Source organism: Streptomyces griseus subsp. griseus, from assembly GCF_003610995.1.
Taxonomy (GTDB): domain Bacteria; phylum Actinomycetota; class Actinomycetes; order Streptomycetales; family Streptomycetaceae; genus Streptomyces.
Genome location: NZ_CP032543.1, coordinates 2,918,228 through 2,930,856 on the forward strand (window position 1 = coordinate 2,918,228; position 12,629 = coordinate 2,930,856).

The 12,629-nt window shown below is 70.8% G+C and carries 9 protein-coding genes, 1 tRNA gene and 1 pseudogene; 2 read left to right on the top strand and 9 right to left on the bottom strand.

Annotation, left to right across the window (positions count from 1 at the left end):
* Positions 1-88: 88 nt before the first annotated feature.
* Positions 89-1,294 (top strand): helix-turn-helix domain-containing protein, encoded by a 1,206-nt coding sequence (locus tag D6270_RS13245; protein ID WP_109165211.1) that lies wholly within the window; start codon positions 89-91, stop codon positions 1,292-1,294.
* A 95-nt stretch (positions 1,295-1,389) separates the two neighbouring features.
* Here D6270_RS13245 and D6270_RS13250 read toward each other — a convergent pair.
* From D6270_RS13250 to galU, 8 genes and pseudogenes are all read right to left on the bottom strand, one after another.
* A pseudogene (locus D6270_RS13250) lies at positions 1,390-2,594 on the bottom strand (S1 family peptidase).
* 753 nt (positions 2,595-3,347) lie between these two features.
* Positions 3,348-3,421: transfer RNA gene (locus tag D6270_RS13255), tRNA-Ala, on the bottom strand.
* Positions 3,422-3,508: 87 nt separating this feature from the next.
* A complete protein-coding gene (gene glpR / locus D6270_RS13260) occupies positions 3,509-4,753 on the bottom strand; it encodes a divisome protein SepX/GlpR (RefSeq protein WP_109165209.1) in 1,245 nt (414 codons plus the stop codon).
* A 124-nt stretch (positions 4,754-4,877) separates the two neighbouring features.
* Positions 4,878-5,507, bottom strand: coding sequence for a GNAT family N-acetyltransferase (locus tag D6270_RS13265; protein ID WP_109165208.1), 630 nt, complete (start codon positions 5,505-5,507; stop codon positions 4,878-4,880).
* Positions 5,508-5,524: 17 nt separating this feature from the next.
* Positions 5,525-6,076, bottom strand: a complete 552-nt coding sequence (locus D6270_RS13270) for a MogA/MoaB family molybdenum cofactor biosynthesis protein (RefSeq protein WP_109165207.1) — start codon at positions 6,074-6,076, stop codon at positions 5,525-5,527.
* Complete coding sequence (moaC, locus tag D6270_RS13275) at positions 6,073-6,573, bottom strand: cyclic pyranopterin monophosphate synthase MoaC (RefSeq protein WP_109165206.1); 501 nt, start codon at positions 6,571-6,573, stop codon at positions 6,073-6,075. Before moaC ends, D6270_RS13270 begins: the two co-directional genes overlap by 4 nt.
* Positions 6,574-6,670: 97 nt before the next feature.
* A complete protein-coding gene (gene glp, locus D6270_RS13280) occupies positions 6,671-7,981 on the bottom strand; it encodes a molybdotransferase-like divisome protein Glp (protein ID WP_109165205.1) in 1,311 nt (436 codons plus the stop codon).
* Between the two features lie 3 nt (positions 7,982-7,984).
* Complete coding sequence (galU, locus tag D6270_RS13285; RefSeq protein WP_109165204.1) at positions 7,985-8,887, bottom strand: UTP--glucose-1-phosphate uridylyltransferase GalU; 903 nt, start codon at positions 8,885-8,887, stop codon at positions 7,985-7,987.
* A gap of 94 nt (positions 8,888-8,981) precedes the next feature.
* On the opposite strand from galU, the gene D6270_RS13290 reads away from it, so the two are divergent.
* Positions 8,982-9,599 carry a 5-formyltetrahydrofolate cyclo-ligase gene (locus D6270_RS13290; protein WP_109165203.1) on the top strand — a complete coding sequence of 206 codons (618 nt, stop codon included), beginning with the start codon at positions 8,982-8,984 and terminating at the stop codon, positions 9,597-9,599.
* A gap of 26 nt (positions 9,600-9,625) precedes the next feature.
* Here the strand turns inward: D6270_RS13290 and D6270_RS13295 are convergent, their stop codons facing one another.
* A complete protein-coding gene (locus D6270_RS13295; protein ID WP_109165202.1) occupies positions 9,626-12,373 on the bottom strand; it encodes a penicillin acylase family protein in 2,748 nt (915 codons plus the stop codon).
* Positions 12,374-12,629: the final 256 nt, after the last annotated feature.

A 12,629-nucleotide genomic window follows, 5' to 3' on the forward strand; every position in this document is an offset into this window, starting at 1 on the left:
CCCTCTCCGGTGGTCAACCAGTATGCGGGGGCCTTGCGGATGCCCTGCGGCGGGAGTGCCGGGATGGGGGAGGGACATGTCGAGCAGGATGGAAGCGGGCGTCGGACTGCCGGACGCCGAGGGCGGACGAAGCGCCACGGGCGCCACGAACGCCCGTGACCTGCGGGCCACGCTGAAGGCGGGGTCGGCGGAAGGCCCTCACCATGGCGGACGGCCGGCGGGCGGACCCCCTCCCCACGGCGGGCCGTCGGCCGGAGTCCCTCCCCACGGCGGGTCCTCGTCGGCCGATACCTCCCCCCACGGCCGGGCCTCGTCGGCCACGGCCTCCCCGCACGGCGGGTCGTCGGCCGGGGCCCCCTCCCACGGCGGGTCGTCCTCGGGCGACTCCCCTCCCCCGGGCGCCGACGCCTTCCCGGCGGCCCTGCGGGAGGCGCTGGGCCGGCGCGGGCTCTCCCTGGAGCGGGTGAGCGAGCGGCTCAGGGCGCGCGGTATCGGGGTCAGCCAGGCCACGTTGAGCAGTTGGCAGCGCGGCCGCAGCCAGCCGGAGCGGGCCCGGTCGCTGCGGGCCGTGGAGGTGCTGGAGGAGATCCTGGACCTGCCGGGCGGGGCGCTGCGCTCGCTGCTCGGCCCGCGCCGCCCGCGCGGCCGGATCGCACCGGCCCGGGGCGAGGGAGCGGCCCTTCAGGTGCTGGGCGAGGACTCGGTGGTGGAGAAGGCGCTCGGCGAGCGGTTCCGCCACTTCAACCAGGAGACCAGCTCGCTGCTGATCCACGACATCGTACGGCTGGGCCCGAGCGGAACGCTGAGCAGCATCAGCACGACCAATGTGCTGCGGGCCAGCCGCGCCGGAGCCGACCGCGCGCTCTTCGTGCTCAGCTTCGACGACGAACAGGCCGAGCCACTCGACATCCGTGTCAACAGCGGACGGCTGGGCGAGGCCACGTACCTCAAGGGACTCAAATCCCTGGTGCTGGAAATCCACTTCGGCCGCGAACTCGCCAAACTCGATACGACAGTGGTGAGTTACTCGGTCGATGTGAGCCCCTCCCGGGAACCGGCAACGCACTACGAACGGTGGTCGCGGGCGAATCTGCACGAATACCTTCAGCAGGTGTTCTTCCATCCGGACGCGCTTCCCTCGGGCTGCCGGCGGTACTTCCGGGACCAGGTGGGCGCCCCGCCCCGCGCGCAGCGACGCATTTCGATGAACGATTCCCACAGCACCCACGTGCTCGCCTCCCGCTGCAAACCCGGAGTGCACGGAGTGGCCTGGGATTTCGAGGCGCCGGAATGACGAACACGACGGAATGACGGACACGTTGGAAACGGGAGACCGCCCAGGGTCAGTGGACGGTCTCCCGCGTATGCGGCACCTTCACCCGGTCGGGGCTACTTGGTGTTGAGCGTCAGCCCGTAGTACGCGAGGGCGTCGTCCAGCGGCTGGAAGTACGACGAACCGGGCGAGTTCACCTGGCCGTTGCACCGCTGGCTGATCGGCCCGCCGGAGGTCATCCCCTGGGCCTGGTTGCCGGAGACGTACGCGCCTCCGCTGTCCCCGCCCTGGGTGCAGACGGTGGAGCTGGCGAGACCGGTCACGACGGTGTCCGGACCGCCGTTCTGGTCGGTGTAGGTGACGCTGACGTTGTACGAGCCGACCTTGCCGCAGGTCCAGCCGGTGGTCTGGCCGGCCTTGCAGAGTGCCGAACCCTGCGGGGCCCGCTGGCTGCCCCGGACGGCGACGGTGCCCGCCTTGCCGTACGTGGTGATGTCCAGGCCGATGGAGTGGCCGGAGTCCACGGAGGCGATGCCCATGTCCACGCTGCGGGTGCCGAGCGCGAACCGGGTGTGGGTGCCCTTGGCGAACCGGGTCCCGTTGTAGGCCAGTGCGGGCAGGTCCTCGATGCAGTGCCCGGCGGTCACGAGCACCTGCTTGCCGTTGCGGTCCTTCGCCCCGTACCCGACGGAGCAGAGGTAGCCGTTGAACGTCATACGGCTGCCCGGCGGTACGACGGCCTGCGTCTCCAGCTTCTCCTGGCCCTGGACGACCCGTACGGCGTCGCCGTTGCTCTTCGCGGCCTTGAGGAAGGTACGGGTGGCGGCGTCGGAGGCCCCGTTGACCTCGACGGTCACGGTGTCGGAGGCGAGATCCACGGACCATGCCGACACTCCGGCCGGGGCGCTCTTGAGCGCCTTGGCGTCGAGTTGGGCCTTGATCCGGTTCAGCTCGCCCTCACCACGCTCCGGGACCCGTGCTGCGAGTCCCGCCGCCTTGACCTCCTTCGCCGCCCGCGCGTCGGCGGCGTTGACGACGAGCGTCCCGTCCTCGGCGAAGAAGGCCCGAGGGTGGAGACCTTCTCGGCCCGCAGCTTCGCGAACCGGCCCTGCTGCCGCGCTTCTTCATCCAGCCGTTCGACGGCTTCCCGCTCGCTCACACCCAGGGTGGTGGCGAGAGCCTGGACCATCTCCGGCTGGTACTTCAGCGGTGCGGATTCCGCCGCACCGGCGTAAGCCCCTGTGGCGACTCCGGCCGACAGGAGGGCGCCGATGGAGGCCGCCACGATGTATCTGCGCGCGTTCTTCTTTCCGTGCTTCACGCGATTCCTTCCGCTACACGGGCGAGCGTCCAGACAATGGGGGGGGTGGCCACACCGCGCTTGGGGACACGCGATGTGTTCCATGGACACTGCCCGACGGCGATGACATGTTCCTGTCGCCGCGCATCGAACTCTCGCGTAATCGGAACTGCCGCGACAAGGACCGGAGATGGGGCTCTTATCTACAGAACTGGCCGAGAACTGTAGAGAAACACGACGGAAACACAACGAGCGGGTGCCTCGGCCGGAACTCCGGCCGGGCACCCGCCCGGACCCGTCACCCACCGCGACGGGCCACGAGACGGGTCGCACAGCGCCCGACGGGCCACCACGGGCCGCATCGCCAGAGCTCTCGACTTCCCGGAGATCTTCTTCGAAGGTCCGGATCTGGACGAGCTGCCGGCCGACGGCATCTCCTGGAGAACCCGCCCGGTACGAGGGCTGGGCGCTGGAGGATGGACAGGCCGCCGCTGCGGCGGCACCGACACTCCGGACGGCCGCCCTCGCCGAGAGCGGCAAGGCGCCTGCGGCCGCCTGTCCCAACACCCGCGGCGCTGCTCGCGCATGGCGGGCGTGAAGGCCTCCCACGCGCCCTCCGACGCCGTTCCCCGGGCGGCTCCGCCACATCCCGAACCGCAGGAACAGCGGCCTCCGCGTGGCACCAGCCTGAGAAACGCGAAATCCCGCCCAGTTGAAACAACTGGGCGGGATTTCGCGGACCGTTCCCGAGCGAACTCCGGAACGATCATGTTGTGGACCTGTGGGGATTTGAACCCCAGACCCCCTCGATGCGAACGAGGTGCGCTACCAGACTGCGCCACAGGCCCTTGCAACGAGTGAAACTCTAGCACCCCTACCCGGGTGCTTGGAAATCCGCTCCTCCGCTGGTCAGCGGTGCCGGGGTTCCGCCGGTCTCATTCGTTGGCCGCGCGGGGCCGGTCCTCGTCGTCGTACTGGTCGAAGAGGGGGGTCCGGCCCCGGTCGCGGGTGCGGCGGGACTGGTTGGTGCGCTGGCGTGGCGCCGGGTCCACCGCAGGGGCGGTCGGGTGCGACGTGCCGGTCTGGGTGGGCTCGGCCGTGCTGGAGCGGGCCGCGCTCCAGGTCTCCGGGTCGCCGACCTCGACGCCGCCGGTGGCCCGGGGGGCGACGGGGGCGGTGACATAGGTGGGGAGCGGTACGGGAACGGGCTCCCAGCTGTCGCCCTGGACCCGGCCGCGTTCGCGCTGCTGGTCCACCCACTCCGCGTGGTCCGTCTGCTCCACGAGGGCGCGGCGACCGGCTTCCTGCGGGGAGACGGTGGGAGTGGGTTCCGGCTCCGGGTGGTGGGCTTCGGAGTCGTCGTCCTGGTCGGCGGGGGTGGAGGCGGCGGGCTGGTGCCCGCGGGGACGGTTCTCACGCAGGCGCTGCGCCGCCACCTCGGCCCGGCGGCGGTCCATGGTGAACGCGAACCGGCGCCGCTCCTGGGCACGCAGATGCACGATGTACGTGCTCAGCAGCACGGCGGGGACGGCCGGCGCCCAGAGGAAGCCGAGTCCGCCGACCGCGGCCACGACCGCGCCGAGGGTGAAGGCCAGGAAGAGGACCACCGTTGTCCGCCTGCGCCGCGCCAGGACCTGGGAGCGCTGGGCGCGCCGGGCCCGCTCGGCGTCGGCGGCTTCGGTGCGCGGGCGGCGCTGGTCCGGGGGTCCGGGGGGCGCGGGGCGCTCGCCGGACCGGCGGTCGTGCGCTTGGCGGTCCGGTGGCTGGTGCCCCGGGCGCCGGTCGTGCGCCTGGCGTTCGGAAGCATGGGGGCCAGGGGCTCGCTCGGGAGCGTGCGCCGGGTCCTGCACCCTGACTTCCGTATGCGCCGGAGGCGCGGCAAAGGCCCGGACGTCGACGGAATCCATACGGTCCGTCTCGGCGTCCGGGTCGACGTCGGGCCCCGCCTCCTCGGCGGTGCGCTCCCGCAGCTCCCTGGCGTACCGGCGCTCCATCGCCGCCCGTCCGGACAGCAGCCGGATGGCGGTGCTGAAGCGTTCCGTCGGACGGGCTTCGTTGAGCTCGTCCTGCCTGCGGAGCCACATCGGCACCAAGTAGGCGGCCCAGGCCCCGACGATGACTGCGTAGATGAGGCCGCTGCTGCTCACGCTCACACCGTAGAGGGGTTTACGCGGAGGCATCCGCCAATTGGCCCGGTGTGTCGCACGATCCGGCTGATATCACGGACTTTTTTTGTGATTGATCGGATCAACAGTCACCGATAGTGCGACCCATTGCTGCCATCCGTCGATCAAATTCGAACATCTATTTTATTTCGCCGGGCTGTCCGTGGCTTCGCGGGGCCGTCGGCCGCGTACGGCGCCAGCGCCGGAGCATGCCCTCGGGCACCTCATCGGCCGTGAGCGCGAAGACCAGATGGTCCCGCCAGGCCCCGTCGATGTGCAGATAGCGCGGGCGCACGCCCTCGGAGCGGAACCCGAGCTTCTCCACCACCCGGCGGCTCGGCGCGTTCTCCGGGCGGATACAGACCTCGATGCGGTGCAGCCCCACCGAGCGGAAGCAGTGGTCGACGGCGAGCGCCACGGCCGTCGGCATCACTCCGCGCCCTGCGACGCCCTGGTCGACCCAGTAGCCGATATGACCCGAGCACATCGAACCCCAGGTGATCCCCGCGACCGTGAGCTGGCCGACGAGCCGGCCCTCGTACTCGATGGCGAACGGCAGCATCCGCCCGGCGTGCGCTTCGGCGCGCAGGTGGCGGACCATCTGGCGGTAGGTGGGCCGCTGGGCGACCGGCCCGCCTGGCGCGGGCGGCGGGACGGTCGCCTCCCAGGGGCGCAGCCAGTCGCGGTTGCGCCGGTTGACCTCACGCCACACCCGCTGGTCGCGCATCTTTATCGGGCGCAGGACGATCTCGCCGTCGGTCAGCGTCACCGGCCAGGTCGCGATGTTCAGCTCGGGCTCCCCGGTCGGGGGTGGTCGCCGCCGCGGAGCTGGTCGACGGCGTGCACCAGGAGCCGGGACAGGACCGCGAGGCCGTCGCGGACCCCGCCGGTGGAGCCGGGCAGGTTGACGATCAGGGTGCGGGAGGCGACGCCCGCGAGGCCCCGGGAGAGCGCGGCCGTCGGGACCTTGGCGAGCCCCTCGGCCCGGATCGCCTCGGGGATGCCGGGGATCTCGTGGTCCAGGACGCGGCGGGTGGCCTCGGGGGTGGCGTCGGTGGGAGAGATGCCCGTACCGCCGGTGGTGACGATCACGTCGTACCCGGCGGCGACTCCGGCGCGCAGGGCCGCCTCGACCGGGTCGCCGTCGGGGACGACCTGCGGGCCCTCGACCGTGAAGCCGAGGGAGGTGAGCCCTTCGGCGATCAGGGGGCCGCCCTTGTCCGCGTAGACCCCGGCGGAGGCCCGGTTGGAGGCGGTGACGACGAGGGCGCGATAGCCGGGCTCCGGCGCCTGCGCGGGCTGTTCGTGGCCGGGGGCTCCGGACTCGGGCGGCCTCACGCGTCCGGTCCCGCCGGCACGGGGCGCCGGTAGTCGCCGGACTTGCCGCCCGACTTCGCCTCGACCCGTACGTCGGTGATGACCGCGCTCTTGTCGACGGCCTTCACCATGTCGATCACCGTCAGGGCCGCCACCGACACCGCCGTCAGGGCCTCCATCTCGACACCCGTGCGGTCCGTCGTCTTCACGGTGGCCGTGATCTCCACCGCGTCATCGGCCACGCTCAGGTCGACCTTCACCCCGGAGACGGCCAGCGGGTGGCAGAGCGGGATCAGGTCCGGGGTGCGCTTGGCCCCCATGATCCCGGCGATGCGCGCGGTGGCCAGGGCGTCGCCCTTGGGGACCCCCTCGCCCCGGAGCAACTCGATGACGCGCGGCGAGACGAGGACCCGGCCGCTCGCGCGGGCGACGCGCGTGGTGACGTCCTTCTCGGACACGTCGACCATGCGGGCCGCGCCCGCCTCGTCGATGTGCGTCAGCCTGTTCTGCGTACTCAACTCACTCCGCCTCGGTAGGGGCGCCCATCGGCCCGGGACCCGGAGGGGGATCTCCGGAAGGCACGGCGGCAGATACCGTACCGCCACCGGACGGCGGTCAGCGGAGCAGGATCACGTCCGTCTCCGTGCCGGGCTCGGCGGAGGTGGTCTCCTCGGGCAGCACGATCAGCGCGTCCGCCTGGGCGAGGGCGGCGATCAGATGCGATCCGGAGCCGCCGACGGGGGTGACGGTGCCCGCCTCCTCGTCGTAGGTACCGCGCAGGAACTGGCGGCGCCCGGCGGGTGAGGTGAGCGCCTTGTCGACGGACAGGACGGCCCGGACGGTGGGGCGGTGGAGGTCCGTGCGGCCCATCAGGGCGCGGATGGCGGGGCGGACGAACAGCTCGAAGGAGACGTAACTGGAGACCGGGTTGCCCGGCAGGGCCAGCAGCGGGGTGTGGTCGGGGCCGATGGAGCCGAAGCCCTGCGGCTTGCCCGGCTGCATGGCGAGCTTGCGGAAGTCGATCCCGCTGCCCGGCTCGTCCTCGTCGCCGACGGAGGAGAGCGCCTCCTTGACCACGTCGTACGCGCCGACGCTGACGCCTCCCGTGGTGACGACGATGTCCGCGCGGATCAGCTGGTCCTCGATCGTGGCGCGCAGGGTCTCGGCGTCGTCGGTGACCGCTCCGACCCGGTAGGCGATGGCTCCGGCGTCCCGGGCGGCGGCCGTGAGCGCGAAGCTGTTGGAGTCGTAGATCTGGCCGCCCGTCAGCTCCTCGCCGGGCTGGACCAGTTCGCTGCCGGTGGAGAGGACGACGACCCGGGGGCGGGGGCGTACGACGACGGTGGAGCAGCCGATCGCGGCGAGCAGCCCGATCTGCGGCGGGCCGACGATCGACCCGGCGCGCAGGGCCAGGTCGCCGGGTTTGACGTCGCTGCCGCGCTCGCGGACATGGGCGCCCGCCTCGACGGACCGGTGGACGCGGACCTCGCCCGCGGCGCCCTCCGGCGCGTCGGAGTGGGCGCGCATGGCGGCGGCCGGGCCCTCGCCCGTACCGCCGTCCGTCCACTCCACCGGGACCACGGCCTCCGCACCGGCGGGGAGCGGGGCGCCCGTCATGATGCGGGCGGCCTGTCCCGGTCCCACGACCTGGCCGTCGGCGAGCCCCGCGCTGCCCGCGGCGACGTCGCCGATGACCGTGAGGACGGCGGGGAACTCCTCGCTCGCCCCCTCGACATCGGCGATCCGCACCGCGTAGCCGTCCATGGAGCTGTTGTCGAAGGGCGGCAGGGCCACCTCCACGACGACGTCCTTCACCAGGACGCAGCCCTGGGCGTCGGGCAGCTGCAACTCGATGGGTTCGAGCGCCCTCACCGTGGCGAGGATGTCGTCCAGGTGCTCGTCCACCGACCAGATCGTGCTGCTCACGGGTTACATCTCCTCGGCGACGTACTTGCGGAGCCAGGTCCGGAAGTCCGGTCCCAGGTCTTCACGTTCGCACGCCAGTCTGACAATGGCACGCAGATAGTCGCTGCGGTCACCGGTGTCATAGCGGCGGCCCTTGAAGACGACGCCGTGCACGGGGCCGCCGATCTTCTCGTCCTGGGCGAGCAGCTGGAGGGCGTCGGTGAGCTGGATCTCGCCGCCCCGGCCCGGCTCGGTGTGTCGCAGTATGTCGAAGACGGCGGGGTCCAGGACGTACCGGCCGATGACGGCGAGATTGCTGGGCGCGTCGGCCGGCTCCGGCTTCTCGACCAGGCCGGTGACCCGGACGACGTCGCTGTCGACGGTGGCGTCGGCGGCCGCGCAGCCGTACAGGTGGACCTGGGAGGGGTCGACCTCCATCAGCGCGACGACGCTGCCGCCCTCCCGCTCCTGGATCTCCACCATGCGGGCCAGCAGGGGGTCGCGCGGGTCGATCAGGTCGTCGCCGAGCAGCACCGCGAAGGGCTGGTCGCCCACGTGCGGGGCCGCGCAGAGCACGGCGTGGCCGAGGCCGCGCGGGTCGCCCTGGCGCACGTAGTGCATGGTGGCGAGGTCGCTGGACTCCTGGACCTTGCCGAGACGTTCGGCGTCTCCCTTACGGGTGAGCGCGGACTCCAGTTCGTAGTTGCGGTCGAAGTGGTCCTCCAGGGGACGCTTGTTCCGACCGGTGATCATCAGTACGTCGGAGAGGCCCGCCGCGACGGCTTCTTCGACGACATACTGGATGGCCGGCTTGTCGACGACAGGCAGCATCTCTTTGGGAGTGGCCTTCGTGGCGGGCAGGAAGCGAGTTCCGAGACCTGCTGCCGGAATGACGGCCTTGCTGATCCTGGAGAGCGACTGAGTCATGCGCAGAACCTTAATGGGTGCACACACACGGAAGATGAGCTTCCGGTTAACTTTGCCCTTAAATATGCCCATACGAGAACCGTGCGAGTCTCTAATGAACCCTGACAAGTCCGGAAAGGCACCCGTGAAGGCGCCCGCGAAAGCCTCCCTACGGCGCCAACTCCTCGCCGAGCGCGCCCTCCTGACCAAGGAGGACGTCAGGGAGGCCGCCGCGGTTCTCGCGGCCGGCGCACTGGCACTCCCCGAACTGGCTGACGCCCGAACGGTCGCCGCCTATGTCTCCGTGGGGCGCGAACCGGGGACCCGGGACCTGCTGGACGCGCTGCGCGAGCGCGGCGTACGGGTGCTGCTCCCGGTGCTCCTGGCCGACAACGACCTGGACTGGGCGGTGTACGGGGGCGCGGAGCACCTCCTGCCCGCCGGGCGCGGGCTCCTGGAGCCGGACGGCCCCCGGCTCGGCCCGGCCGCCGTCGTGGAGGCCGACGCGGTGCTGCTGCCCGGGCTGGCCGTGGACGGCGCGGGCATGCGGCTGGGGCGGGGCGGCGGCAGCTACGACCGGGTGCTGGCCCGGCTCGCGGCGGCCGGGGCGCACCCGGCGCTCATCGTGCTCCTGTACGCGGACGAGGTGGTCGCGCGGGTCCCTGTGGAACCGCACGACCACCCCGTGGACGCCGTGGTCACCCCGGCCGGAGCGCGGCACTTCACCGCCTGACGGCGGATCAGGCGCCGCGAAGGCCTCTACGGCTTCAGTGTCAGCGTGTCGACGGTGGACCCGCCGACCGCGTCCGTACCGAAGGACCAGTCCAGCAGCTCACCGCCCGCCCACTTGTCGGTCTGGTCGGTGTAGTGGGCGTTGAACGCGTGCCCGGAGGCGCCGGTGAGGTTGATCCAGCGGGACTTGTCCCAGTCCCCCACGTTGACGACCATCCGCATCGACGGCACCCAGATCACCTCGTAGCCGCTCGCCGCGTTCCAGCCGGTGGCGTTGACCGCCGCCTCGCCTCCGCCGAGGTTCCAGGGGCCGCGGTTGAGCGCCCGCTGGAGCAGATCGGGCCCTTCGGTACCGAGGGTCTGGTTCTTCAGCATCAGCCGGTGCAGCCGGCCCCAGCTCCAGGTGGAGATGTCCTTGCCGAGCTTGGCGGTGAGCTCCCAGCGCGCGTCCCCCATCGCCCGGCCGAACAGGTCGTCCCGGTTCTCCAGCGCGGCCTCGCGGCCCCTGGCGGGCGCCTTCCACCACTCGCTGTCCTGGTCCTCGACGATGTCGCGGACCACCTGGAACCAGCGGTCCCCGCCGTCCGGCTGCGCCGAGTCGCCGTCGCGCTGGCCGCACTCTCGTACGAGCTTCTTCTGCTGGTCGGCCGGGCCGCTGTTCCTGGCCGGCGGCACGTTGATGCAGTCGCCCTTGACCCGCAGCTCCTTGGGCAGCTTGTTGCCGAAGGCGAGCTTGAGGATGTTGCGCCAGACGCCGTTGAAGTACGCGGCTGCCGCCGAGTCGGGCTCCTGGGTGTAGTCCCAGCCCTCCAGCAGCTTCTGCGCCTCACGCACGCTCGGGTCGGAGATGTTGATCTTCAGCAGCTCGGGCACCAGCAGCGCGGCGATCTCGCTGGTGTTGTCCATCTGCATCTTCTGCATGTCGTCGGTCGAGACCTTCTCGCCGCCCTTGATCTTCTGGGCGATGAGGTCGTTGATCCGCTGGCTTCGGGTGCCGTAACCCCAGTCCTTGGTGAGCAGGTGGGGGTACTTGCTCTCGTCGATCACGGCCTGGTTGGCGGTGACGATGTAGCCGCGCTCGGGGTTGTACTCGTAGGGCAGCTCGTCGAAGGGGACTGGCTCCTTCGCCCAGCCGTACGCCGGGTCCCAGCCGGGGCTGGGCAGCGTGCCGTCGCCCTTGAGGCGGACCGGGATGGTGCCCGGCGCCTGGTAGCCGATGTTGCCCTCGGTGTCGGCGTAGATGAGGTTCTGCGAGGGGACCTCGAAGTTCCTGGCGGCCGCCCGGAAGGTGGTGAAGTCCTTGGCCCGGTTGATCGCGAAGACCGCGTCCATGGACTTGCCCGGCTGGAGGGCGGTCCACTTCAGCGCGACCGCGTACCCGTCGGCGCGGTCGGGGGCGGCGTTGGGAACGGGGGCCTTCTGGCCGACCTTGTCCAGTTCCTTGCTGCGGTCGGAGACCAGGGGCCCGTTGTTCGTCTCCCGGACGGTGATCTTCCGGTCCCTGCCGCCAGCGACCTTGATGGTCTCCTCGCGGGTGGTGAACGGCTTCACCTTGTCGCCGTACAGATAACCGTCGCCGGAGACCTTCTCCAGGAAGAGGTCGGTGACGTCGGCGCCGAGGTTGGTGAGGCCCCAGGCGATGTCCTGGTTGTGGCCGATGATCACACCGGGCATCCCGGAGAAGGTGTAGCCCGCGGTGTCGTACTGGCAGGACTTGGAGAGCTCCCGGCAGTGCAGGCCCATCTGGTACCAGAGCGAGGGCAGCATCGGCGCCAGGTGCGGGTCGTTGGCGAGGAGCGCCTTGCCGGTGGTCGTGTGCTTGCCGTCGACGACCCAGGAGTTCGACCCGATGCCGTTGCCGTTGGGGCCGAGCAGGGCGGGGATCTCGTCCAGGGTGTCGGAGAGCGCGGAGAGCTGGGTGTTCAGGCCCTCGGTGGCGCCCTGCGGGGTCCCCGAGCCGATGCCCTCGGACGGGGTGGCCTCCGGGTCGAACTTGCCGGTGACCCGCGAGACCGCGCCCCGGTCGACGATCGGCTTGTGCGTCTCGTACGGGTAGTCCGGGTACAGGTCCCGGATCTGGTCCTTGTCGAGCCGGCTGGTCAGCAGCGAGCGGTCGATCTCGTCCTGCATGTTGCCGCGCAGGTCCCAGGCCATGGCCTTGAGCCAGGCGACCGAGTCGACCGGGGTCCACTTGCCGGGCTTGTAGTCGTTGGTCAGCCCCAGCGCCGCGTACTCGACCGAGATGTCCCGGCCTTCCTTGCCCTTCAGGTACGCGTTGACGCCGTCCGCGTACGACTGGAGGTTCTTCTTGGTGTCCTCGTCCAGGACCTTGTCGTACTCCTCCTGCGCGACCTTGCGCCAGCCGAGCGTGCGCAGGAAGGAGTCGGTCGTCACCTGGCCGGAGCCGAACATCTCGGAGAGCCGGCCCGCCGTCATATGGCGCCGGACGTCCATCTCCCAGAAGCGGTCCTGGGCCTGGACGAAACCCTGGGCCCGGAAGAGGTCGGCGTCGGAGTCCGCGTAGATCTGCGGGATGCCGTAGGAGTCCCGTTTGACCTCGACGTCGCCGGAAAGGCCTTCGAGGGTGATCATTCCGGTGGTCTGCGGGTACGAGGCCCGCACCGTGGAGACGGACCAGTAGGCGCCGAACCCGACACCCGCGACGAGCGCCAGCACCAGGACGAGCAGAAGAAGGCGGACGCGGCGCCCCTTCTTCCTGCCGGGCTTCCTCGCGTTGTCGGAAGGACCGGAAGAGTCGGTTGTATTGGCGGGCATCGCTGTCCTTCGAGGGGCAGGGTGGTCCTGGGAGTGCAGGAGCAACCATAGGCGCAGCCGTGAAGCCACTCGGACGCGGTATGGGGATGCATCCATTTGCGCGTATCCCCTGTATGGGGACGTGCGGCCTTCATGCGATCGCCGAAGCCGTCAAGGAAACGTTAAAGATTAGGTAAGGTAACGAAGTAACTGGCTGCCGGAGGACGATCCGGCAGGCGCACGCAGGGAAGGAACGGACCCTGACTGTCCACGCGCT

Bases quoted from the DNA above. Each gene is read 5' to 3' on its own strand.
- D6270_RS13245 (WP_109165211.1), top strand. From the start codon at position 89: ATGGAAGCGGGCGTCGGACTGCCGGACGCCGAGGGCGGACGAAGCGCC.
- glpR (WP_109165209.1), bottom strand. From the start codon at position 4,753: ATGCCTCCGCGTAAACCCCTCTACGGTGTGAGCGTGAGCAGCAGCGGC.
- galU (WP_109165204.1), bottom strand. From the start codon at position 8,887: ATGACTCAGTCGCTCTCCAGGATCAGCAAGGCCGTCATTCCGGCAGCA.
- D6270_RS13290 (WP_109165203.1), top strand. From the start codon at position 8,982: ATGAACCCTGACAAGTCCGGAAAGGCACCCGTGAAGGCGCCCGCGAAA.
- D6270_RS13295 (WP_109165202.1), bottom strand. From the start codon at position 12,373: ATGCCCGCCAATACAACCGACTCTTCCGGTCCTTCCGACAACGCGAGG.